General features: G+C 65.5%; 20 protein-coding genes. 8 read left to right on the forward strand and 12 right to left on the reverse strand.

Annotated features, from left to right (window positions below; translation table 11 throughout):
* Positions 1 to 15 precede the first annotated feature (15 nt).
* The 9 genes from AWB78_RS18750 to AWB78_RS18790 all read right to left on the reverse strand — a co-directional run bounded on the left by AWB78_RS18750 (position 16) and on the right by AWB78_RS18790 (position 8,369).
* A complete protein-coding gene (locus AWB78_RS18750) occupies positions 16 to 369 on the reverse strand; it encodes a RidA family protein (RefSeq protein WP_062606919.1) in 354 nt (117 codons plus the stop codon).
* Between the two features lie 85 nt (positions 370 to 454).
* The gene (locus tag AWB78_RS18755; protein WP_062606921.1) at positions 455 to 1,627 is read right to left on the reverse strand and encodes an NAD(P)/FAD-dependent oxidoreductase; all 1,173 of its coding nucleotides are present in this window, start codon (positions 1,625 to 1,627) and stop codon (positions 455 to 457) included.
* Positions 1,620 to 3,026, reverse strand: coding sequence for an FAD/NAD(P)-dependent oxidoreductase (locus AWB78_RS18760; protein ID WP_062606922.1), 1,407 nt, complete (start codon positions 3,024 to 3,026; stop codon positions 1,620 to 1,622). Before AWB78_RS18760 ends, AWB78_RS18755 begins: the two co-directional genes overlap by 8 nt.
* Positions 3,016 to 3,378 (reverse strand): (2Fe-2S)-binding protein, encoded by a 363-nt coding sequence (locus AWB78_RS18765; RefSeq protein ID WP_062606924.1) that lies wholly within the window; start codon positions 3,376 to 3,378, stop codon positions 3,016 to 3,018. The genes AWB78_RS18760 and AWB78_RS18765 overlap by 11 nt, the downstream gene beginning before the upstream one ends.
* 7 nt (positions 3,379 to 3,385) lie before the next feature.
* Complete coding sequence (locus tag AWB78_RS18770) at positions 3,386 to 4,522, reverse strand: NAD(P)/FAD-dependent oxidoreductase (RefSeq protein WP_062606926.1); 1,137 nt, start codon at positions 4,520 to 4,522, stop codon at positions 3,386 to 3,388.
* Entirely contained in the window at positions 4,519 to 5,316 is a 798-nt protein-coding gene (locus AWB78_RS18775) for an ABC transporter permease (RefSeq protein WP_062606928.1), read from the reverse strand. Before AWB78_RS18775 ends, AWB78_RS18770 begins: the two co-directional genes overlap by 4 nt.
* A 16-nt stretch (positions 5,317 to 5,332) precedes the next feature.
* A complete protein-coding gene (locus tag AWB78_RS18780) occupies positions 5,333 to 6,205 on the reverse strand; it encodes an ABC transporter permease (RefSeq protein WP_062606931.1) in 873 nt (290 codons plus the stop codon).
* Positions 6,192 to 7,271, reverse strand: coding sequence for an ABC transporter ATP-binding protein (locus AWB78_RS18785; protein WP_062606933.1), 1,080 nt, complete (start codon positions 7,269 to 7,271; stop codon positions 6,192 to 6,194). The genes AWB78_RS18780 and AWB78_RS18785 overlap by 14 nt, the downstream gene beginning before the upstream one ends.
* A gap of 42 nt (positions 7,272 to 7,313) precedes the next feature.
* A complete protein-coding gene (locus AWB78_RS18790; RefSeq protein WP_062606935.1) occupies positions 7,314 to 8,369 on the reverse strand; it encodes an ABC transporter substrate-binding protein in 1,056 nt (351 codons plus the stop codon).
* A gap of 180 nt (positions 8,370 to 8,549) precedes the next feature.
* On the opposite strand from AWB78_RS18790, the gene AWB78_RS18795 reads away from it, so the two are divergent.
* On the forward strand, positions 8,550 to 9,476 hold the full coding sequence (locus AWB78_RS18795; RefSeq protein WP_062606937.1) for a LysR substrate-binding domain-containing protein: 927 nt from the start codon (positions 8,550 to 8,552) through the stop codon (positions 9,474 to 9,476).
* Between the two features lie 40 nt (positions 9,477 to 9,516).
* A complete protein-coding gene (locus AWB78_RS18800; protein ID WP_062607112.1) occupies positions 9,517 to 9,990 on the forward strand; it encodes a VOC family protein in 474 nt (157 codons plus the stop codon).
* Positions 9,991 to 9,993: 3 nt separating this feature from the next.
* Here AWB78_RS18800 and AWB78_RS18805 read toward each other — a convergent pair whose 3' ends face one another.
* On the reverse strand, positions 9,994 to 11,049 hold the full coding sequence (locus AWB78_RS18805) for a LacI family DNA-binding transcriptional regulator (protein WP_062606943.1): 1,056 nt from the start codon (positions 11,047 to 11,049) through the stop codon (positions 9,994 to 9,996).
* A gap of 225 nt (positions 11,050 to 11,274) precedes the next feature.
* On the opposite strand from AWB78_RS18805, the gene AWB78_RS18810 reads away from it, so the two are divergent.
* The 5 genes from AWB78_RS18810 to AWB78_RS18830 all read left to right on the forward strand — a co-directional run bounded on the left by AWB78_RS18810 (position 11,275) and on the right by AWB78_RS18830 (position 16,769).
* Entirely contained in the window at positions 11,275 to 12,267 is a 993-nt protein-coding gene (locus tag AWB78_RS18810; protein ID WP_062606945.1) for a substrate-binding domain-containing protein, read from the forward strand.
* 66 nt (positions 12,268 to 12,333) lie between these two features.
* Positions 12,334 to 13,872 carry a sugar ABC transporter ATP-binding protein gene (locus AWB78_RS18815; RefSeq protein ID WP_082883339.1) on the forward strand — a complete coding sequence of 513 codons (1,539 nt, stop codon included), beginning with the start codon at positions 12,334 to 12,336 and terminating at the stop codon, positions 13,870 to 13,872.
* A complete protein-coding gene (locus AWB78_RS18820) occupies positions 13,865 to 14,881 on the forward strand; it encodes an ABC transporter permease (RefSeq protein WP_062606947.1) in 1,017 nt (338 codons plus the stop codon). Before AWB78_RS18815 ends, AWB78_RS18820 begins: the two co-directional genes overlap by 8 nt.
* Positions 14,878 to 15,897: an ABC transporter permease gene (locus tag AWB78_RS18825; protein WP_062606948.1), complete on the forward strand. Its 1,020-nt coding sequence runs from the start codon at positions 14,878 to 14,880 to the stop codon at positions 15,895 to 15,897. The genes AWB78_RS18820 and AWB78_RS18825 overlap by 4 nt, the downstream gene beginning before the upstream one ends.
* A complete protein-coding gene (locus AWB78_RS18830; protein WP_062606950.1) occupies positions 15,894 to 16,769 on the forward strand; it encodes a sugar phosphate isomerase/epimerase family protein in 876 nt (291 codons plus the stop codon). Before AWB78_RS18825 ends, AWB78_RS18830 begins: the two co-directional genes overlap by 4 nt.
* A 52-nt stretch (positions 16,770 to 16,821) precedes the next feature.
* Here the strand turns inward: AWB78_RS18830 and AWB78_RS18835 are convergent, their stop codons facing one another.
* Positions 16,822 to 18,123 (reverse strand): aspartate aminotransferase family protein, encoded by a 1,302-nt coding sequence (locus tag AWB78_RS18835; RefSeq protein WP_062606952.1) that lies wholly within the window; start codon positions 18,121 to 18,123, stop codon positions 16,822 to 16,824.
* Positions 18,124 to 18,199: 76 nt separating this feature from the next.
* Between AWB78_RS18835 and AWB78_RS18840 the strand changes: the two genes are divergently transcribed.
* Positions 18,200 to 19,084 (forward strand): LysR family transcriptional regulator, encoded by an 885-nt coding sequence (locus tag AWB78_RS18840; protein WP_062606954.1) that lies wholly within the window; start codon positions 18,200 to 18,202, stop codon positions 19,082 to 19,084.
* A 9-nt stretch (positions 19,085 to 19,093) separates the two neighbouring features.
* Here AWB78_RS18840 and AWB78_RS18845 read toward each other — a convergent pair whose 3' ends face one another.
* On the reverse strand, positions 19,094 to 19,804 hold the full coding sequence (locus AWB78_RS18845) for an IclR family transcriptional regulator (protein ID WP_062606957.1): 711 nt from the start codon (positions 19,802 to 19,804) through the stop codon (positions 19,094 to 19,096).
* Positions 19,805 to 19,939 lie beyond the last annotated feature (135 nt).

The raw sequence follows: 19,939 nt of genomic DNA on the forward strand, positions 1-19,939 counted from the left end.
CCGCATCCGTTCGGGTCAGGCGAGCGCCACGACCGCGATCTCCACCAGCAATTCCGGCGCGGCAAGCTGCGCCCGCACCGTCGCGCGCGTCGGCGCGCAGCCTTGCGGCACCCACGCGTCCCACACTTCGTTCATGCCCGCGAAATCGCGGCCGATATCCGCGAGCCACACTTGCGCCGACACGAGGCGCGTCCTGTCGATGCCGGCCTTCTCCAGAAAGCCGTCGATCTTCTCCAGCACTTTCGCGGTCTGCAGCTTCACATCGGGCGTGTGATCGGCCGACGTCTGTCCGCCGATGAACACGAGGCCCGCCGCCTTGACGACGCGGCTCATGCGTTGATTGGTGTCGATGCGAACGATATCGCTCATGAAAATTTCTCCGTTGAAAGTTGAAGGCGAACGAAGGCGGCGCGCGTGCTGCATCCGCCCGCGCGCGGCCAGAAAAAAACGTGATTCAGTGAGCGACGAGTTGCGACGCGCCCGCGTGAGTCGAAGCCGCATCGCGTCCGAAGCGGTCGACGGCGAACGCATCGAGCGAGATCGACGGCGTGCCGTCGAGCATCAGTTCGGATACGAGCTTGCCGCAGCCCGGCCCGAGCTGAAAACCGCTGCCGCAATAGCCGAACGAGTAATACAGATTCGACGCCTTGCGGCTCGCGGATATCACCGGCAACTCATCTTCCGTGAATGCCTCGACGCCCGCCCACGCGCGATTCACGCCGAGATGGCGCAGATGCGGAAAGAGATCGGTGACGGTGCGCGCGCTTTTCACGAGACGGATGAAATCCACTTCGCCATGACGATTCGCGAGATCCGCGATGCCGATCAGCTTGCCGCCGATCACCACCGTGCCGTTGTCGAACTGCTTGAACGAAAGCGGTCTGCCCGTCGCGCCGAGCGTCGCGCGGCAGAAGGGCGCGACGCGATGCGTGACCATCAGCATCAGGCCTTCGGGATGAACCGGCACGGGCTCGCCCACCTGCTTCGCGAGCTCGCCGGACCACGCGCCCGCCGTGACGAGCAGTTTCTCCGCGCTGAACGTGCCGCGCGGCGTGTAGGCGAACCAGCGCGTGCCGCGCTGCTCGATGCGGCGCACCGGCGTGCCTTCCAGAAAGCGCGCGCCGAGCTTTTGCGCGGCGAGCCTGAACGCGGTCGTGGTTTTGAACGGCAGCGCATAGCCGTCGCGCTCGACCCAGATGCCGCCCGTCACGTGCCGCGCGAGCGCCGGTTCGAGTTCGAGCACGGTGTCGCGGTCGATCACTTTCTCGTGCGTGAATCCATGCGATTCGAGCAGCGCGACGCGCTCGCGGCAGGCTTCGAGTTCGTCGTCGGTTTCGGCGATCTTCAACTGGCCCGAAGGCACGAAGCCGCCGTCCCCGCCGATGAGATCCGTCATGCCGTGCCAGATTTCGCGCGACATCAGCGCGAGCGGAATCTCCGGCACGGGACGCCCGAGCGTGCGCACGCCGCCCGCATTCACGCCCGACGAATGGCGCGCGACGTAATCCGCTTCGAGCACGATCACCTTCGCGCCGCGTCGCGCCGTGTGGAACGCGCTGCTCGTGCCGTGCAATCCGCCGCCGACGACGAGCACGTCCGCTTCCTGAATGTCGCTTGCGTCATTCACCGGCGAGTTCTCCGAGCGTGAGCGGCTTGATCGGCGGACGAATGCGGTAGTAGCCGACTTCGGCGGGCGAAACCTGACGCGCATCGGCGATGACTTCCGTCACCGTGAGACCGCACATGCGGCCCTGGCACGGCCCCATGCCGCAGCGCCCGAACGATTTCGCCTGATTCGGCCCGACGCAGCCCAGCTCGACGAACGTGCGCAGCTCGCCCGCCGTGACCTCCTCGCAGCGGCACACGATGGTGCCGTCGCGCGGAATGCGGTTGACGTCGCGCGGGCGATAGAGGCTGTCGAGAAACGGCCGGATGCGCATGACATCCGCGAGCGCGCGGCGCAGCGGGGCGGCTTCGGCATCGCGTTTGCCGGTGTCGATCGCGCCGAGTTGCGCAGCCGCGGCGAGTCCCGCGAGCGTGCCCTGCAACGCGGCCGCCTGCGCACCGCCGATGCCCGCGCCATCGCCCGCGACGAAAATGCCGGGCACGTCCAGCTCGCCCCAGGCGTCGGTCGTCGGCGTGAAGCACAGTTGCGCATCGTCCCATCGATGCGACGCGCGCAGCGCCTGCGTGAACTGCGTATTCGGCACGACGCCCTGATGCAGCAGGATCACGTCCGCTTCGATGCGATGCGCGACGCCCTGCGTCGTGAATTTGAGCGCCGCCGCGCGTTCCACATGATCCGTGCCGATGCGCGATTCCACGCGCAGATCGTCGGCGGCTTCGAAAATCGGCACGCCTGCTTCGCGCAGCGTGCGGATCAGTTGCAGGCCCTTCGAGAGAAACGGCCACGCGCGCAGCGCCGACACCAGATGACGCTTCGCGCGCCAGCGGTCTTCGTGACGCGTCGTATCGACGAGCGCGCGGATCGGCACGCCCGCGCGCACGTATTGCCAGCCGAGCAGATAGAGCAGCGGCCCGCAGCCCGCGAGAACCGGCGGCGCGGCGGGCACTTCGCCGGCGCTCTTCAAAAGGATCTGCGCGGCGCCCGCCGTCAGCACGCCGGGCAGCGTCCAGCCGGGAATCGGAAAGGGCCGTTCGAGCGCGCCGCTCGCGAGAATCACGCGCTGTGCATCGAAGGCGCCGATCTTGCCGTCCTTCAGATAGTTGATGCCGCGCTCGCGCGTGACCTGCCATACGCTCGCGTTCGTCACGTGACGCGCGCCCGACGCGGCGAACGCCGCCGCAATCGCGGAACCCGCCGCGTAGTCCGGGCCGAGAATCTCCTTGCGCCGCGCGTCCGCCTTGCCGATCGCGCGATAAATCTGCCCGCCGACGGCGTCCTGCTCGTCGATCAGCACGGTCTTGAGGCCCGCGCGTGCTGCGCGCGTGGCCGCGCTCATGCCGGCGGGACCGGCGCCGACCACGACGACGTCGACGGCTTCGGGTGCGAAATCAGCGGCCATGCGCGTTCTCCAGAGAGGCATCGACGGACTGGGTCGGCGGCAGATCGCGCGCGCCTTCCTGCGAGCGCACGCGCATGCCGGCCTTCACTTCGACCATGCAGCTCTGGCGGCTCGGCACGCCGTCGATCTCGACGAGGCATTCGAAGCACGCGCCCATCATGCAGTAGGGCGCGCGCGGCGCACCGGAAACCGGCGTCGCACGAAAGCGCGAGACGCCCGCCGCGAGCAGCGCCGCCGCCACCGAACGTCCGGCGGGCACGGTGAGCGCTTCGTCGTTGAACCAGATTTCGATGTTGCCGCCATCGGCGCCGGACAACGGCTTGAAAAGCGTGTGATTCGATTGGACTGTCATGTCGAACTCAATGTGCGGGAGTCAGTTCTTGTGCGTTCTCGAAGCGGCGCGCGGAGAAGTTGGGCAACTCGCCCGGCATCGGCGCGCCCAGGATCCACGGCGAGACGCGCAGCGCGTGCGCGGCGGCGAGCGTCACGCCGCTGTGGCAGGTGACGACGAACGCACCCGGATGCGCCTCCGACTGGTCGTAGATCGGAAAGCCGTCGGGGCTGTAGACGCGCAGCGCGGCCCACATGCGCACGAGCCTCACGTGTTGCAGCATCGGAAAGGCGCGCACGCCGCGACGGGCGATGTCGGCGAGCACGTGCGTCGTCGTGAAATCGTTGAAGCCGACTTCTTCCATCGAATCGCCGAACTGCACGGTGCCTTCGTCGGTCTGGCGCACGTTGAGCGTCGGATAGTGGAGAAACGGCGCGACGCGCTCGCTCACCAGCACTTGCCCGCGATTCGGCGCGACCGGCGCATTCAGCCCGACGAACGGCGCGAGCGTGCGATTGCCGAGCCCTGCGGCGAGCACGACGCGCCCCGCGCGATACGTCCCGCGCTTGCCCTGAACCGTGAAGCCGTTCGCTTCCGGCACGATGCGCTCCGCGCGCTCGGCGGACACGAGCCGCACGCCGCGCGCCTGCATCGCCATGTGCAGGCCGCGCAGGAGCTTGAGCGGATTCACGTGGCCGTCCATCGGCGTATAGCTCGCGCCGATCACCGCGGGGCCGACTTGCGGAATGCGGTCGCGGACTTCGGCGGCATCGAGCATCTGGAACGGGTAATCGCCGAGCTCGGCTTGCAGCGTCGAGAGGCGCTTGTTGCGCTCGGCGAGCTCGTCGTCGCTGAAGCAGAACTGGAAGCCGCCCGGCTGACGCAAGGCCACGTCGATGCCGGTTTCGCTCAGCAGGGCATCGGCGAATCCAGGCCAGCGCGTCGCGGAACTGCGCGACCAGGTCGCGTAAGGCGACAGCCCGTAACCCTTGCCCTGTATCCACACGAGGCCGAAGTTGCCGCGCGACGCGCGAAAGCCGCCGTCGTCCTCGTCGAGCACCGTCACGCGCGCGCCTTCGCGGGCGAGTCCGTAGGCCACGGCGGAACCGACGAGGCCGCCGCCCAGGACGAGCACATCGGGGCTGGCGGAGCTGGGAAATGTCATCGGGCTTCTCCGATCAGAATGCGGTCCAGACCGACCATGCGGTCGAGCAGGATCATCAGCAGAACCGTGCCGACGATCAGCACCGCCGAGACCGACGCGACCAGCGGATCGATCGTCTGCGCGATCTGGTTGTACATGGCGACGGGCAGCGTGGTCGTGCCGGGCGTCGCGACGAAGATGGTCATCGTCAGCTCGTCGAAGCTCTGGATGAACGACAGCACCCAGCCGCCCGCCACACCCGTGCGGATCATCGGCAGCACGACGCGGCGAAACGCGGTGAAGCGGCTCGCGCCACAGGACAGCGCGGCGCGCTCGGCGTCGCGATCCAGCCCGACCGCCGACGACAGCGCGAGCCGCAGCGCATACGGCAGCACGATGATCACGTGCGCGGCGACGAGCGACCAGAACGATCCCGACAGATGCAGCAGCGACAGGAAGCGCAGGAACGCGATGCCGAGCACGACCGCCGGAATCATCATCGGCGAGAGGAAGAAGCTCGTGAGCGCGGCGCGGCCCGGGAAGCGATAGCGCGCGATGGCGAGCGCGGCGGGCACCGCGAGCAGCACGCCGATGGTCGCCGCCGCGAACGCGAGCCGGATCGACAGCCAGAACGCCGAAACGATGTCGCCGTTCTCGATGATCGCGTGGAACCAGCGCAGCGACGCGCCGTCGAAGGGCATCGAGATGAAGCCCTTGTCGGTGAACGCGACGAGCATCACGACCGCGAGCGGCGCAACGATGAAGGTCAGAAACAGCGCGTTATACGTGAGCGCGAGCCAGCCGTTCTCTTTCATGATGTGGGTCCCTGGCTCAGTCGAAGATATGCCGGAAGCGGCGTTCCGCGAGGCGGCTGCAACCCATCACGATCGCGACGTTCGCGAACAGCAGCAGCACCGCGATGCTCGCGCCGAGCGGCCAGTTGAGCGTGCCGAGGAATTCGTCATAGGCGGCCGTGGCGACCACTTTCAGGCGCCGTCCGCCGATCAGCGCGGGCGTCGCGAAAGCCGAAGCCGAGAGCGCGAACACGATGATCGATCCCGACAGCACGCCCGGCATGATCTGCGGCAGGATCACGCGGCGAAACACCTTGAACGGCGAACCGCCGAGCGAGCGTCCGGCCCATTCCACCTGCGGATCGAGCTTCTGCATCGTCGCCCAGACGGACATCACCATGAAGGGCACGAGAACGTGCGTCAGCGCGATGATCACGCCCGTCATCGTGAAGACGAGGCGAATGGGTTCGTCGGTGATGTGCAGCGCCTGCAGCGCGTTGTTGAGCACGCCGTTGTTGCCGAGCAGGATCTGCCAGCCGAGCGTACGCACGACGACCGAGATCAGCAGCGGCCCGAGCACGATCAGCAGACACAGCGATTGCCACGGCCGCTTCATGCGCGCGAGCACGATGGTCTCCGGCACGCCGAGCACGATCGACAGCAGCGTGACCGCGAACGCGAGTCCGGCGGTGCGCAGGAAGATCGTGCCGTAGTACGGGTCGCTCACTACTTCCCAGTAATTCGCGAGCGTGAGGGCGGGCGTGACGCCGGCCGTATCGCTGAATACGCGGAACGACAGCATCAGCGTGAGCAGGAGCGGCACCAGCAGCAGGCCGATGAAGAGCAGCAGCGCCGGCCCCGACAGCAGCCACGGCGCGGCGCCGGGACGGGCGTCGTCAAGCGTGGCCATTGAGGTTCTCCCGGAGGTCTTGCGTCAGCACGCGCAGGTCGTCGTCGGTCCAGTCGAGGCCGACTTCGTTGCCTTCCTCGGGCGGCGGCGCGCCGTGATTCGGCTGCGCGACGCGCAGCTTGCCGAGGCCCGTTTCCACTTCGAGCAGCCATTGATTGCCGACGAACACGCGCGTCGCGATGCGGCCGCGCACGCGCGCATCGCCATTGGCGAGATGCACCTTCTCCGGGCGGATATAGACGTTCACCGCGCCATCGACATGACGGCCTTCGTGCGGCACATGCATCTGCGTGCCCGCGACATCGACGATCGCGCAGCGCGGATTGCGCTGCAGCACTTCGCCGGAAAACGCGTTGGTGCGGCCGAGAAACGTCGAGGCGAACGGCGTTGCGGGGCGTTCATACGCGTCGTAGGGCGTGGAAAGCTGCGCGATCGCGCCGCGATGCATCACCGCGATGCGGTCGCTCATCGTCATCGCTTCGACCTGATCGTGCGTGACGAGGATCGTCGTGATCCCGAGGCGCTTCTGGATCGCGCGCAATTCGATGTGCATTTCCTCGCGCAATTTCGCGTCAAGATTGGACATCGGTTCGTCGAGCAGGAGCAGTTCGGGCTGCATCGCGATGGCGCGCGCGATTGCGACACGCTGCCGCTGCCCGCCCGACAGCTCCTTCGGATAGCGATGCCCGAGGCCCTTGAGACGCACGAGCGCGAGCGCTTCCTCGACACGCTCCTCGCGTTCCTTGCGCTTCACCTTGCGCATCTCCAGCCCGAAGCCGACGTTGCCCGCCACCGTCATGTGCGGAAAGAGCGCATAGCTCTGAAACACCACGCCGATGCCGCGCTTTTCCGGGCGCTCGCTGGTGATGTCGCGGCCATCGAGCAGGATGCGGCCAGTCGTCGGCGCGACGAAGCCCGCGACCATTTGCAGCGTCGTGGTCTTGCCGCAGCCGGACGGGCCGAGCAGCGCCAGCAGCTCGCCGCGCTCGACCGAAAGATCGAGCTGCTCGATCGCCGTGAAATCGCCGTAGCGTTTGGAAATGCCTTGCAGTGTCAGAAAGGCCATGCGCCTTGCTCCTTCGTCACATCAACGGATCGCGGGTTGCGCTTAGCGCTCGACCGAACGGTTCCAGCGCTCGGTCCATTCGGTGCGATGCTGGTTGATCGTCGCCCAGTCCATCGCGGTGAGCTTCGAGATCTGCTCAGGGCCGTAAGGCACGCGGGCCGCGACGTCAGGCGTCAGCTTGACCGTCTTGTTGACCGGGCCAAGACCGATGTTCTGTGCCTGCAGCATCTGCACTTCCGGCGTCAGCAGGTATTGCACGAACTGCTGCGACAAAGCGGGCTGCGCGTTCTCCGCGATGGCGCACGCGGCCACCTGCAACGCGACCGCGCCTTCCTTCGGGTAGACGAACTTGAGCGGAAAGCCGGTGTTCTGCAAGGCCACCGCGCGGCCGCTGCCGTAGGGCGCGAGGATCACGTCGCCGGACTGCATCTGGCCGTCCATCTCGCCGGGCGTCGGGGCCCAGGAGAGCACGTTCGGCGCGACCTGCTTCGTCATTTCGGTGAAGCCCGGATCGATGTTCTTCTCGCCGCCGCCGGACAGACGCGCGAGCATCACGAGCGTATGCAGGCCGTAGGTGTTGGTGATCGGCGGCACGCCGAGCTTGCCCTTGATGCGCTTGTCGGTGAGCACCTTCCACGAGTCGGGCGGCGGCAGGCCGGCCTTCTTGAACGCTTCCTCGTTGTAGCCGATGCCCGTCGCCACCATGCCGACGCCCACCGCCGTCGGCCCGATCTTCGCGAGCGGATAGACGTCCTTCATGATGGGCGCGTCGTCGAGCTTCGCGCACAGGTTCATCTGCATCGCCTGATACATGGGGCCGTCGTCCATCACGGCGACGTTGATCTGCTGATGGCCCTTCTGCGCCTGGAGCTTGGCGAGCGTGTCGCTCGAATTGCCCGCGACGTAGACGATCTTGACGTTGTGCGCCTTCTCGAACGGCGGAATGATCTTCTGCCGGTAGAGCTGCTCGTTCGAGCCGCCGACGTTGGCGACATAGAGCGTGGTTTCGGCGTGGGCGGCGAGTGCGCCGGTGATGATGAAGCCCGCGACAGCGGTGCGGGACAGGGCAAACAGACGGCGATGCAGCGCGCTTCTCATGACGACGATCTCCAGTTCCGTTACGTGGGGAGCGGGCTTCTTGGCCCATCGAATGAGATGCAGTGTCGCTTTGCCAATTCATATCGTCCAATACGAATAAAATACCTATCTATGCAGGAATGATATGGATCGGGCGGAACGAGAATAGGGAAAACACGGGGAAATACGGGGAAATACGCAATGAACCTGAAGCACATCGAGGCGTTTCGCGCGGTGATGGTGTCCGGATCGATGACCGCCGCCGCCAAGGAACTGTTCACGTCGCAGCCCAACGTGAGCCGTCTCATTTCGCAGCTGGAGCGCGAAACGGGGCTGCAGCTTTTTCAGCGCAGCGGCGTGCGCCTGATTCCGACGAGCGAAGGCACCGCGTTCTTCCGCGAGGTCGAGCGGGCGTTCGTCGGCTTGCAGGGACTCGCGAACGCGGCGGCGCAGATCCGCAATCTCGGCAGCGGCCGTCTGCGCATCGCGGCGATGCCTTCGGCGGGCATCACGCTCGTGCCGCATGCGATCAAGCGCTTCGTCGAACTGTATCCGGAAGTCACCGTGTCGCTGCACGTGAACACGTCGGGCACGGTGAATCACTGGACGGCATCGCAGTTCTGCGATCTCGGCGTCGCGGTGTATGTGAGCGAGGCGTCAAATTGCGACGTGGAGCAGCTATCGAGCGTGTCCGCCGTGTGCGTGCTGCCGGCGAAGCATCGGCTGGCCGCGAAGCGCGTCATCCGGCCCGAGGACATGGAGGGCGAATCGTTCATCTCGCTGTGCCACGGCGACGGCACGCGCGCGCTGATGGACGAAGTGTTCCAGCGCGCGGGCGTGAAGCGCGTGCTCGCGATCGAGGCGCAATACACCGCGATGTGCTGCGAGATGGTGCGGCACGGCATGGGCGTGACGCTCGCGCATCCGATCGTCGCGCGGGATTTTCGCGGGCCGGGCATCGAGATTCGGCCGTTCCTGCCGGCGACGCGCTTTCCGACCTATCTGCTGTTTCCGCCGCATCGGCCGCGCGAGCGGCTGGCGTCGGCGTTCGTCGAGGTGCTGCGCAATCTGCACGACGAGTTGCTGGCCGATGTCGTGCCGCCCGTGCGCGGACGCGCGCGTGCGTGATATCGTCGGCGCACTGTTCACTGTCTCGAAGGAGTGTGCGATGGCCGAGCTCGTCACCTGCCTCTGGTTCGATGGAAAGGCGCGTGAAGCGGCGGAGTTCTACGCCGCCACGTTTCCCGATAGTCGCGTCGGCGCGGGGCATGTCTCCGCGAAGCCGGGCGTCGGACAGGGGCCGGAATTAACGGTCGAGTTCACCGTGCTCGGGCAGCGCTTTCTCGGGCTGAACGGCGGCCCCAACTTCAGGCCGAACGAAGCGGTGAGCTTCATGATCCACACCGGCAGCGCGGAAGAGACCGACCGTTACTGGAACGCGATCCTCGGCAATGGCGGCGAGGAAGGGCCGTGCGGCTGGTGCAAGGACCGCTGGGGCTTCTCGTGGCAGATCACGCCGAAGCGCCTGCTCGATATTCTCAACGGTTCCGACCGCGAAGCCGCAAGACGCGCGATGGACGCGATGATGACGATGAAGAAGATCGACATCGCCGCGATCGAGCGGGCCGCTGCGGGGCAGTAGCGCTCACCGGTCGAACTCCTTTGTCTGCTCGGCCTCCTCGAACATCTTGCCGAAGCCGGTCGGCACGAGCACGACGGAGCGGTCGGCGGGATCGTAGCGATCGGCCAGCGCGAACGCTTCGGAAATGATCGTCTGCACATCCTGACGCAGCATGGTCACGTCGAAGGGCAAATGCGCCGCGAAAGGGTCCCAGTCGAAGCAGCCGACGACCGCCGATTTCCACGCCTCCGCCGACAACGTCGATGTGAACTGCACGAGGCCTTCGAACGCGGTGATCGAGTTCATCAGCAATCCGCAGGGAAGCCGCCCGAGCTTGTCGTGGCGGATCGCGAGCGCGCGACTCGCGGACGCGGCGTTGTAGCCGCAGCATTCGATGGCATCGGGCGCGGGCACGATGCGCCGTGCCTCGAACGCGTCGCGAAAGCCCGCGATGCGCATCTCGGTCGCGTATTCACCGGCCACGCCGCCGAGCAGGATGAGTTCGCCGGGCGATTCGCCGCGCGCGATCAGCTTGTCGATCAGCACGTCGGTGATCGCGCGCGCGCCGCCGCGATTGTCGGACACGACGGACGGCGCGCCGTCGCCGGGAAGATCGACGTTGATCGACGGCACGCCCGCCGCCGCGCACAGCGCATTGAGCGGCGCCGGATTGCGCACGCCCGCGATGAACAGCAGCTCGACCCGTTGCGACAGCAGCGTCTCGACGACGCTCACTTCGACAGCCGGATCGCGCTGCGTGCCGACGACGATCGGACACAGTCCACGGCTGCGCGCCTGATCCTCGAAAGTCTGCGCAAGGCCCGCGAAAAAGCGGTTGCGGTAATGCGGCAGCACCATGCCCGCGAGCCCCGATCTCGACAGCCGCAGCCCGCGCGCCTTCATGTTGACGTTGTAGCCGAGCTTGCGCGCGCTCTCGAGAATGCGCTCGGCCGTTTCCTCCTTGATGCGATAACGCGCCCAGGTGCCGTTCAGCACCATGCTCACTGTGGACGTCGATGATCCCGTCGCCTTTGCGATGTCGTAGATCGTCGACTTCCTTGCGGGGGTATTGCTGGCCATCGGTCTTGCTCCACTGCATGCGTTTCCCGGACGGTAGCCGTTCCCAAATCAGGAACCGAGCTAGGGTTTGTCCGGGTCGACCCTGTTGCTGAATAGATTCAGCATAGCCCAACCCGGTTTGCTGAATGGATTCAGCATAATTCAGCCACAGCGCCGGCGCATCTGGAATTCCGATCACTCAACAGGGCGTCTGCTCGACGTGCGCGGATGGCCTCCGGAGGAGACATGACCAAGAATCTGATTCGCTCGTTGTGTGCAGGCGTGGCCGCATTCGCGTTGGCGATCGGCATGGCGGCGGCGTCGCCCGACAAGCCGGTCATCGGCGTCGTCGTGAAGATCGGCGGCATTCCCTGGTTCAACGCGATGGACGCCGGCATCAAGAAGCGCGCCGGGGAGCTCGGCGTGAAGGCGTTCATGGTCGGCCCGACGAGCGCCGATCCCGCGCTGCAGGTCCGCGCGATCGAGGATCTGATCGCGCAAAAGGTCGATGTGATCGGCGTCGTGCCCAACGATGCCGAAGTGCTCGAACCCGTGCTGCAACGCGCCCGCGCGGCGGGCATCAAGGTCATCACGCACGAGTCGCCGAAGCAGAAGAACGCGGACTGGGATTTCGAACTGGCGTCGGTGAAGGGCTTCGGCGAGGCGTATGCGAAGCGGCTCGGCGAAGCGCTCGGCGGCAAGGGCGAATACGCGGTGTTCGTCGGCTCGCTGACGGTGCCGCTGCATAACGCATGGGCCGATGCGGCCATCGCGTACATCAAGGCGAACTATCCGGGCATGACGCTCGTCGGCGACCGTTACGGCGTGGCCGAAGATGTCGATGCATCGCGCAAGACCGCGCTCGATCTGATGCGCGCGCATCCGAACCTGAGGGCGATTCTCGCGTTCGGCAGCCAGGGCCCGATCGGCGCGGCGCGTGCGGTTCAGGAAAAGCAGATGAAGGGCAAGGTGATCGTGCTCGGTCCGTTCTCGCCGGGACAAGGGCGGCGCCTCGTTCACGACGGCGTGCTGACCGGCGGCTACATGTGGAATCCGGCGCAGGCGGGCGAAGTCTTCGTGACGCTCGGCACGATGGTCGCGAAGGGCCAGCCGATCAAGGACGGCACGAACATTCCGGGCCTCGGCGTCGTGCATCCGGATGGGCACAACCTGATCGTCGATCAACTGGTCGATCTCAACGAGAAGACCGTCGACGAGCTCGCGAAGTCGGGTCTCTGAGCGCAATTCTTTTCTGCGCGCGGGTGTGTGCGGCGAACGCGGCATGCACCCGGCAGGGAGCGTTTCATGATGCACGCAGCGCCCACCGGCTCGCAGGCGGTTGCCGCGCAAGCCGGCCGCACGCCTTTGCTTCAGCTCGACAACATCTCGAAGGTCTTCGGCGGCGTGAAGGCGCTGAAGGCCGTGAAGTTCGACGTGATGCCCGGCGAAGTGCTTTGCCTCGCGGGCGAGAACGGCTGCGGCAAGAGCACCATCATCAAGATCATCAACGGCGTGTATCAGCCTGAGCCGGGCGCGGTGATGCTGATGGACGGCGAGTCCATCGAAGGGCTCGATCCGGCGAGAGCGCGCGAGCTCGGCATTCAGGTGATCTGGCAGGATCTCGCGCTGTTTCCCGAGATGACCGTCGCGGAGAACATCGCGTTCGAGCAGAACCTCGGCGGCCGTCCGCGCTTCGTCAGCTACGGGAAGATGAAAGACGCGGCGCGGCGGATTCTCGCGCGGCTCGGCGTGACCATCGATCTGAATCGTTCCGTGCGTTCATTGTCGATCGCGCAGCGGCAGATCGTGGCGATCGCGCGGGCGCTCGTGCGCGACGCGCGCCTCGTGTTCATGGACGAGCCGACCGCGTCGCTCAGTCATGCGGAGACGGAGGCGCTGCTTGCGATCGTGCGTCGCCTGTCGGCGGACGGCATCGCCGTGGTGTTCGTGAGTCACCGGCTTGCGGAAGTGCTCCAGGTCTGCACGCGCGTGACCGTGCTGCGCGATGGTCAATACGTCGGCACGTTCCCGACCGAAGGCATGACGCAAACGCGTCTCACGGAACTGATGACGGGCCGCACCTTCGATTACGAAGTGCGCAAGACGGATCTTTCATCGGCGCCTGTCGTGCTGGAAGTGAAGGGCTTGTCGCGCGGCCGCGAATACGCGGATATATCGCTCGAGATCAGAAAGGGCGAGATTCTCGGTGTCACCGGACGGCTCGGCGCGGGTCGCACGGAACTCGCGTTGTCGCTGTTCGGCATGACGCGGCCGCGCGCGGGATCGGTACGCATCGAAGGCCGGGAGATCGCGCTGCGCTCGAACCGCGATGCGATCCGCAAGGGCATTGCGTATGTGTCCGAGGACCGGCTTTCGCTCGGCCTCGTGCAGCCGCAATCGATCGGCGACAACACGGTCGCGGCGGTGCTCGACCATCTGCTCGACGCCACGCGGCTCATTTCCTCGCGCAAGCGCGACGATTTGATTCGCGACTGGATCGCGCAACTCGCCGTGAAGATCGGCAAGCCGGACGACGCGGTGTCGACGCTATCCGGCGGCAATCAGCAACGCATCGTGCTCGCGAAGTGGCTCGCGACGAACCCGAAGCTGCTGATTCTGGATTCGCCGACTGTCGGCGTCGATGTGGGCGCGCGCGCCGGCATCTTCGCGATCATCCACAAGCTCGCGGCGCTCGGCATGGCGATCCTGCTGATCTCCGACGAAATCCCCGAGGTCTATTTCAACTCGGACCGCATCCTGCATATGCGCAATGGCCGCATCGTCGGGGAGTACGTGCCGGGCGCGACGACCATGGAACACATCGAGCGAGACGTCCATGCCTGATCTACGCAAAGTCGGCATCGGTTCGATCGAGGCGCTGCTGATACTCGTCATCGTCGTGATGATGATCGGTCTGAGCCTCGCGACATCGACCTTTCTCACGCTGTCGAACCTGTTCGACCTCATCAACCAGAGCTCCGTCAACATCATCTTCGCGGTGGGATTGCTGGTCGTGCTGATCGCGGGCGGCATCGATATCTCGTTCGCGGTTGGCGCATCGGTCGTGCAGTATCTGACCGCGCTGACCGTCATGCGGCTCGGCGGCGGCAACTGGGCGCTCGGCTTCATCGTCGCGGCGTGTTTCGGCTTTCTGCTCGGCGCGGTGAATGCGACGATCATCTATCGCTTTCGCATCGTGTCGATCGTCGTGACGATCGCCACGTTCAACGTGTTCTTCGGCGGCCTGATGTTTCTGACGGGCGGCGTGTCGATCTACGACTTGCCCGACTGGTGGGTCGATCGCGTGTCGATCGTGCATTTCGATACCGCGAGCGGCGCGGCGAATCTCGCGCTGCCCGTCGCGGTGATGGTCGTGATGGTCTTCGCGACGTGGTTCCTGCTTCGCCGCACGACGACCGGCCGCCAGCTCTACGCGATGGGCGACAACCCCGAGGCGGCGCGGCGCGTGGGCGTGAACATCGGCGCGATGCATTACATCGCGTTCGGCTGGCTCGGCATGATGGCGGGCATCGCGGGACTCATGCAGGCGCATTACGTGCAGGAAGTGGTGCCCAACGCGCTCTATGGCCGCGAACTCGATGTGCTGGCCGCCGTCGTGCTGGGCGGCGCGCGGCTCGGCGGCGGGCGCGGCACGATCCTCGGCGCGATTCTCGGCATCCTGCTCACCGCGATCACCGCGAACGGCCTCAACCTGCTCGGCATCTCGCCTTACGCATTCAAGATGATCATCGGCGCGATCATTCTCGTCGCGATCACCTTGTCGAGCGGCGGCTTCGCAAAGCTCGTCGGATCGCGTTTCGCCGCGTCGCAGAATGCAAAGGCATCGTCATGAAAGATCGTTCGTCTGCGTCGTTCATTCCCGCCGATGTCGCCGGGCTGCTCGGCTTTCTCGTCATCGTGATCGCCGTGATGAGTTTCGCGTCCGATCGCTTCTTCACGGCGAGCACGTTCGTATCGGTCGCATTCCAGTTGCCCGAGCTCGGCTTCTTCACGCTCGCCATGTTGATGCCGCTGATCTCCGGCGGCTTCAATCTCGCGGTGACGTTCACGGCCAATATCTCGGGCCTCGCGATGGCCTATGTGCTGCACACGCACGGCGGCGCGGATGCGGGTGCGCTCGCCGTTCTGCTCGGCATCGTCGCGGCGCTGGCGACGGGCGCCGCGTCGGGCTGGGTGATGGGCGCGGTCATCGCACGAACGGGCGCGAGCCCGATCCTCGTCTCGCTGTCGATGATGATCTTCCTGCGCGGCCTCGGCGAATTCCTCACGCGCGGCGGCGATATCTCCGGCTTTCCGCCGTTCGTGCGCGAGATGGGCAACGGCGTGTTCATCGGCGTGCCGATTCCGCTGTGGATTTTCATCGGCTGCGCGCTGCTGTGGCATGTCGTGATGACGCGCTCGCGGCTCGGCTTCGCCACGCGCATGATCGGCTCCAATCTCGAAGCGACGCGCTATTCAGGCATCGCGACGACGCGCGCCGTCACGCGCATCTACATGCTGTCCGGGCTGATGTGCGGCGTCGCGGGCGTCGTGATGGCGGCGCAGTTCAATTCCGTGCGCGTGGGTCATGGCGAGGCGTTCCTGCTGATCTCGGTGCTCGCGTGCTTTCTCGGCCGCGTCGATCCGTTCGGCGGCTTCGGGCGCGTGGTGCCGGTCGTCATCGCGCTGGTGATTCTGCAGGTCATCGCGTCGGGGCTGAATCTGCTCGGCGCGAATCAACATCTGGCGACCGCGCTGTGGGGCGTGTTCCTGCTGGTTGTGATGCTCATCCGTTGGGCGTGGGCCAACGGCATTTCGAAGACACTGGTCCGCAGGCGCGTGACCGCATCGGAGGGAGTCGCACGATGAACAAGCTTGGCGTACATGCACTGGTATGGGCGGGCGATCTGACGCCGGACTCGACGCGCAAGGTGATCAGCCAGACCAAAGCCGCCGGTTTCGATCTCGTCGAGCTTTCCCTGCACGGCCCGAAAGTCATGGACCTCGCGCTGACCCGCGATCTGTTGCAGGAGCACGGACTGGATATCGGCTGCTCGCGCGGACTGACATTCGATGCGGACGTCTCCAGCGAAGATGCTGCGACGGTCGCGCGCGGCGTCGCGTTGCTGGAGGAAGGCATCACGATTACGTCGGAACTGGGCGGCGGTTATTTCGGCGGCATTCTGTACGGCGCGATGGCGAAGTATTCCGCGCCCGTCACGAAGCAGGGGCGTCGCAATTCGGTGGATTCGCTCAAGCGCATCGCCGAATTCGCGCAGAAGAAAAACGTGACGCTCGGGCTCGAAGTCGTGAATCGCTACGAAAGCAATCTGCTGAACACGGCGTCGCAGGCGCTCGCGCTGATCGACGAAGTGAACGCGCCGAATGTCGTCGTGCATCTCGATACGTATCACATGAACATCGAGGAATCGGACTTCATGCAGCCGGTGCTGGAATGCGGCAAGCGGCTGGGGTATGTGCATATCGGCGAAAGCAATCGCGGCTATCTCGGCTCGGGCACGATCGACTTTTCGCAGTTCTTTCACGCGCTCGCGATGGTCGGCTATGAAGGCGTCGTCACGTTCGAGAGCTTTTCGTCGACGGTCGTGAACGAGCAGTTGTCGAACACGCTCGCGATATGGCGCAACCTGTGGGACGACGGCATGGATCTCGCGAAGCATGCGCGCGAGTTCATCGCGGGCGGCATCAATGCGGCGTCGAAGGCGAGGGCGCATCATTGATCGCAAAGCGGCAAACCCCGCGTGTCGATGCACGCAGGGTTTGCCGAAGCACTTACAGCGAACGCTCGATAGCCTTCCCGAGCAAATCCAGACCGAGATCGATCTCTTCCTCGCTCACCGTCAGCGGCGGCGCGATGCGGAACACGCCGCCCATGCCCGGCAATTGCACGATGTTCATGCTCAGTCCGAGGTTCATGCACTCGCGCGTGATCTTCGCGCCGAGGCCATCGGCGGGTTCCTTCGTGCGGCGATCCTTGACGATCTCCACGCCGAGCAGCAAGCCGCGTCCGCGCACATCGCCGATGCAGTCGAAGCGCTCCATCAGATCGAGCAGGCCGGTCCTGAGCCGCGCGCTCATCACGTTCGCGCGCGCGACGAGACCTTCGCGTTCGACCACATCCAGCACGCGCAGACCGACCGCGGCGGGCAGCGGATCGGACACGTGCGTCGTATAGAACAGATAGCCGAGTTCGTGCGCGCGTTCCTCGATCTCCGCTGACGTGACGACGGCCGCGAGCGGCAGGCCCGCGCCGAGCGTCTTCGACAGCGTGAGAATGTCGGGCGTGACGCCGTCGCGCTGGCACGCGAACATCGTGCCCGTGCGGCCGATGCCCGTCTGCGCTTCGTCGAGGATCAGCAGCATGCCGCGCTCCTCGCACTTGCGCTTCAGCGCCGCCATGTAGCCTTCCGGCAATTCGATGATCCCGCCCGAGCTCAGAATCGGCTCCGCGATGAACGCCGCGAGATTGCCGCTCGACTGACGGTCGATGAGATCGAACGCGTAATCCAGTTCCGCGAGCCAGTCGTACTGGCCGTTGCGCTCGAAGCGCGCGCGATACGCGAACGGCGCGGGAATCGCGAACGAGCCGACCGCCGCCGGACCGACGCCCTTGCGCCCGGCGCTGTACGTCGCGGACGCGGCGTGGCCCGTCATCCCGTGCCACGACTGCGCGAAACCGACGACTTCGTATTTGCCCGTGACGAGCTTCGCCATGCGGATCGCGGCTTCGTTCGATTCCGCGCCGGTGCTGAGCAGGAGCGCGCGGTCGAGGCCGGCGGGCGTGATATCGGCGAGGCGCGTCGCGAGATCGACGACGGGACGCGACAGCATCCCGCTGAAAAGGTGATCGAGCTTGCCCGCGTATTCGCTGATCACCGACACGATTTCAGGATGGCTATGACCGAGCACCGCGCTCATCTGACCCGAAGTGAAATCGAGGATCGCGCGGCCGTCGGCGTCGTAGACGAAGCTGCCCTGGGCGCGCTCGATGATCATCGGCTCGAACGTGCCGCCGTAGCGGATGAGATGCTGCCTGGCGTTGTGCCAAAAGCTTGCGTCGTTGTTCAGGGACACCGTGCTTCTCCTGGCGGAAGGTGGAAGAACTTGCAGTGTAGTCGGCGCTCTGGTTTTATAGAATCGAATAGTTCTAATGCGAGATAGAAGAGGTTCTAATACCTTGGGCCTGTCACTCGAGATCGAATTGCTGCGCTCGTTCGCCGTCATCGCGGAGGTGCGGGCGTTGAGCCGCGCGGCCGAACGCATCGGGCGGACGCAATCCGCGCTGAGTCAGCAGATGAAGCGGCTGGAGGAGATCGTCGATCAGCCGCTTTTTCAGCGCACCGGGCGCGGCGTCGTGCTGACGAATCCCGGCGAGCGTCTGCTCGTTCACGCGCAACGCATCCTGCGTCTGCATGACGAAGCAATGGCCGATCTGTGCGGAAAAGGGCTGTCGGGCAGCATCCGCTTCGGCTGTCCGGACGATTATGCGGCGGTCTTTCTGCCGACCTTGCTGCGGCAGTTTTCGAGTCAGCATCCGCATGCGCTCGTGGAAGTCGTATGCGGCCCGACGCCCCGACTCGCCGAGCAGTTGAAGAAGCGCGCGCTCGATCTCGCAATGCTCTCGCTGCCCGAAGACAGCCCCGGCGGCGATGTCATCCGGCGCGAGCAGCTCGTCTGGATCGGCTGCCCGGGGATGGAATCCGCGCACTACGATCCCTTGCCGCTCGCGCTGTCCGATCCCGACACGCTCGATCACATCGCCGCGTGCGACGCGCTGCAGCGCGCGGGCAAGGCGTATCGGATCGCGTATGCGAGCAGCAGTCTCGCGGGTCTCACGGCGCTGGTGCGTTCGGGGCAGGCCTTCGCGGTCATCACGCAGACGGCCGTGCCCGCCGATCTCTGCGTGCTGAACGCGGATACCGGACTGCCCGCACTGCCGGGCGTCGGCATATCGCTGAAGTTCGCGCGGGAGCGGCCGTCGCTGTTGACGGCGGCGTTCGCGGAGCACATCCGTCTGACGCTGCCGTTGCTGTAGCGCGATGCGTCACATCGCGTAAATCTTCTCGCAGAATCCGGCGCTCGCGCCGAGCCTTCTCGACAGATCGGCGGCGGCGCTCAGTTGCGGCTCGATCAGCTCGCCGGTTTCATGCGCCGGGATCAATCGCGACGCGGGCCCGGAAAGCGTGAGCGCGGCCATGAACGTGTCGCCGGCGCCGAAGACGGGCGTCGCGAAGGCAGCCGTATGCTGATCGCGTGCGCCGGACGTGAAGAGCGGCATCTTCGGCGGCGCGTCGTAAATCGGTTCGTTCAATCCCCAGTAGCGGATCACGTGGCTGATGGCCGTCTCGTCCAGCGGAAACGACGTGCCCGCGAGCCGCGTTTCCCGCAAGCCTTCGGACGGCTCCGCGCGGAAGAGACACAGCCGTTGCCCGTTATCGAGCACGTAGTACGATGCGCTTTCCTTCGTCGATGCGGCGAGCGCATGCAGCGCCGGCTCCACCACCGACGACAGATGAAACGACTGCTCGAAAAGCTTGCCCAGATAGAGCACGCGATGCCCGAGCGAGTAGTTGCCCGCCTGCGAGCGCACGACGTAACCCATGCGCTCGAGCGAGTTCATAAGTCGGTACACGGTCGTCTTGTGCATGCCGGACGCCTGCGCGAGCGCCGCCAGTGACTGCGATTCCGCGCCCGGCTTGAAGCAGTCCAGCAGCGAGAGCGCCTTCTCGACCGCTGCCACGCCATCGTTCCCCATTCCCGTCTCCCGGTTTTCGATCACGGACCATTGTACACAGTAAAATGGCGTTTCACCTGATAAAAGGGTTAACGCTACTGGTCTCGTTCGGCCGCGCTGTTTTATAGTGATTTCACTCCGTACACCACAGTTGTA

It is taken from the genome of Caballeronia calidae, assembly GCF_900044055.2.
Taxonomy (GTDB): Bacteria; Pseudomonadota; Gammaproteobacteria; order Burkholderiales; family Burkholderiaceae; genus Caballeronia; species Caballeronia calidae.

What these genes read in the sequence shown, in the direction of transcription:
- AWB78_RS18750 (WP_062606919.1), bottom strand. Translation starts at nt 369, where the DNA reads ATGAGCGATATCGTTCGCATCGACACCAATCAACGCATGAGCCGCGTC.
- AWB78_RS18760 (WP_062606922.1), bottom strand. Translation starts at nt 3,026, where the DNA reads ATGGCCGCTGATTTCGCACCCGAAGCCGTCGACGTCGTCGTGGTCGGC.
- AWB78_RS18765 (WP_062606924.1), bottom strand. Translation starts at nt 3,378, where the DNA reads ATGACAGTCCAATCGAATCACACGCTTTTCAAGCCGTTGTCCGGCGCC.
- AWB78_RS18770 (WP_062606926.1), bottom strand. Translation starts at nt 4,522, where the DNA reads ATGACATTTCCCAGCTCCGCCAGCCCCGATGTGCTCGTCCTGGGCGGC.
- AWB78_RS18775 (WP_062606928.1), bottom strand. Translation starts at nt 5,316, where the DNA reads ATGAAAGAGAACGGCTGGCTCGCGCTCACGTATAACGCGCTGTTTCTG.
- AWB78_RS18780 (WP_062606931.1), bottom strand. Translation starts at nt 6,205, where the DNA reads ATGGCCACGCTTGACGACGCCCGTCCCGGCGCCGCGCCGTGGCTGCTG.
- AWB78_RS18785 (WP_062606933.1), bottom strand. Translation starts at nt 7,271, where the DNA reads ATGGCCTTTCTGACACTGCAAGGCATTTCCAAACGCTACGGCGATTTC.
- AWB78_RS18790 (WP_062606935.1), bottom strand. Translation starts at nt 8,369, where the DNA reads ATGAGAAGCGCGCTGCATCGCCGTCTGTTTGCCCTGTCCCGCACCGCT.
- AWB78_RS18795 (WP_062606937.1), top strand. Translation starts at nt 8,550, where the DNA reads ATGAACCTGAAGCACATCGAGGCGTTTCGCGCGGTGATGGTGTCCGGA.
- AWB78_RS18800 (WP_062607112.1), top strand. Translation starts at nt 9,517, where the DNA reads ATGGCCGAGCTCGTCACCTGCCTCTGGTTCGATGGAAAGGCGCGTGAA.
- AWB78_RS18805 (WP_062606943.1), bottom strand. Translation starts at nt 11,049, where the DNA reads ATGGCCAGCAATACCCCCGCAAGGAAGTCGACGATCTACGACATCGCA.
- AWB78_RS18810 (WP_062606945.1), top strand. Translation starts at nt 11,275, where the DNA reads ATGACCAAGAATCTGATTCGCTCGTTGTGTGCAGGCGTGGCCGCATTC.
- AWB78_RS18815 (WP_082883339.1), top strand. Translation starts at nt 12,334, where the DNA reads ATGATGCACGCAGCGCCCACCGGCTCGCAGGCGGTTGCCGCGCAAGCC.
- AWB78_RS18820 (WP_062606947.1), top strand. Translation starts at nt 13,865, where the DNA reads ATGCCTGATCTACGCAAAGTCGGCATCGGTTCGATCGAGGCGCTGCTG.
- AWB78_RS18825 (WP_062606948.1), top strand. Translation starts at nt 14,878, where the DNA reads ATGAAAGATCGTTCGTCTGCGTCGTTCATTCCCGCCGATGTCGCCGGG.
- AWB78_RS18830 (WP_062606950.1), top strand. Translation starts at nt 15,894, where the DNA reads ATGAACAAGCTTGGCGTACATGCACTGGTATGGGCGGGCGATCTGACG.
- AWB78_RS18840 (WP_062606954.1), top strand. Translation starts at nt 18,200, where the DNA reads ATGCGAGATAGAAGAGGTTCTAATACCTTGGGCCTGTCACTCGAGATC.
- AWB78_RS18845 (WP_062606957.1), bottom strand. Translation starts at nt 19,804, where the DNA reads ATGGGGAACGATGGCGTGGCAGCGGTCGAGAAGGCGCTCTCGCTGCTG.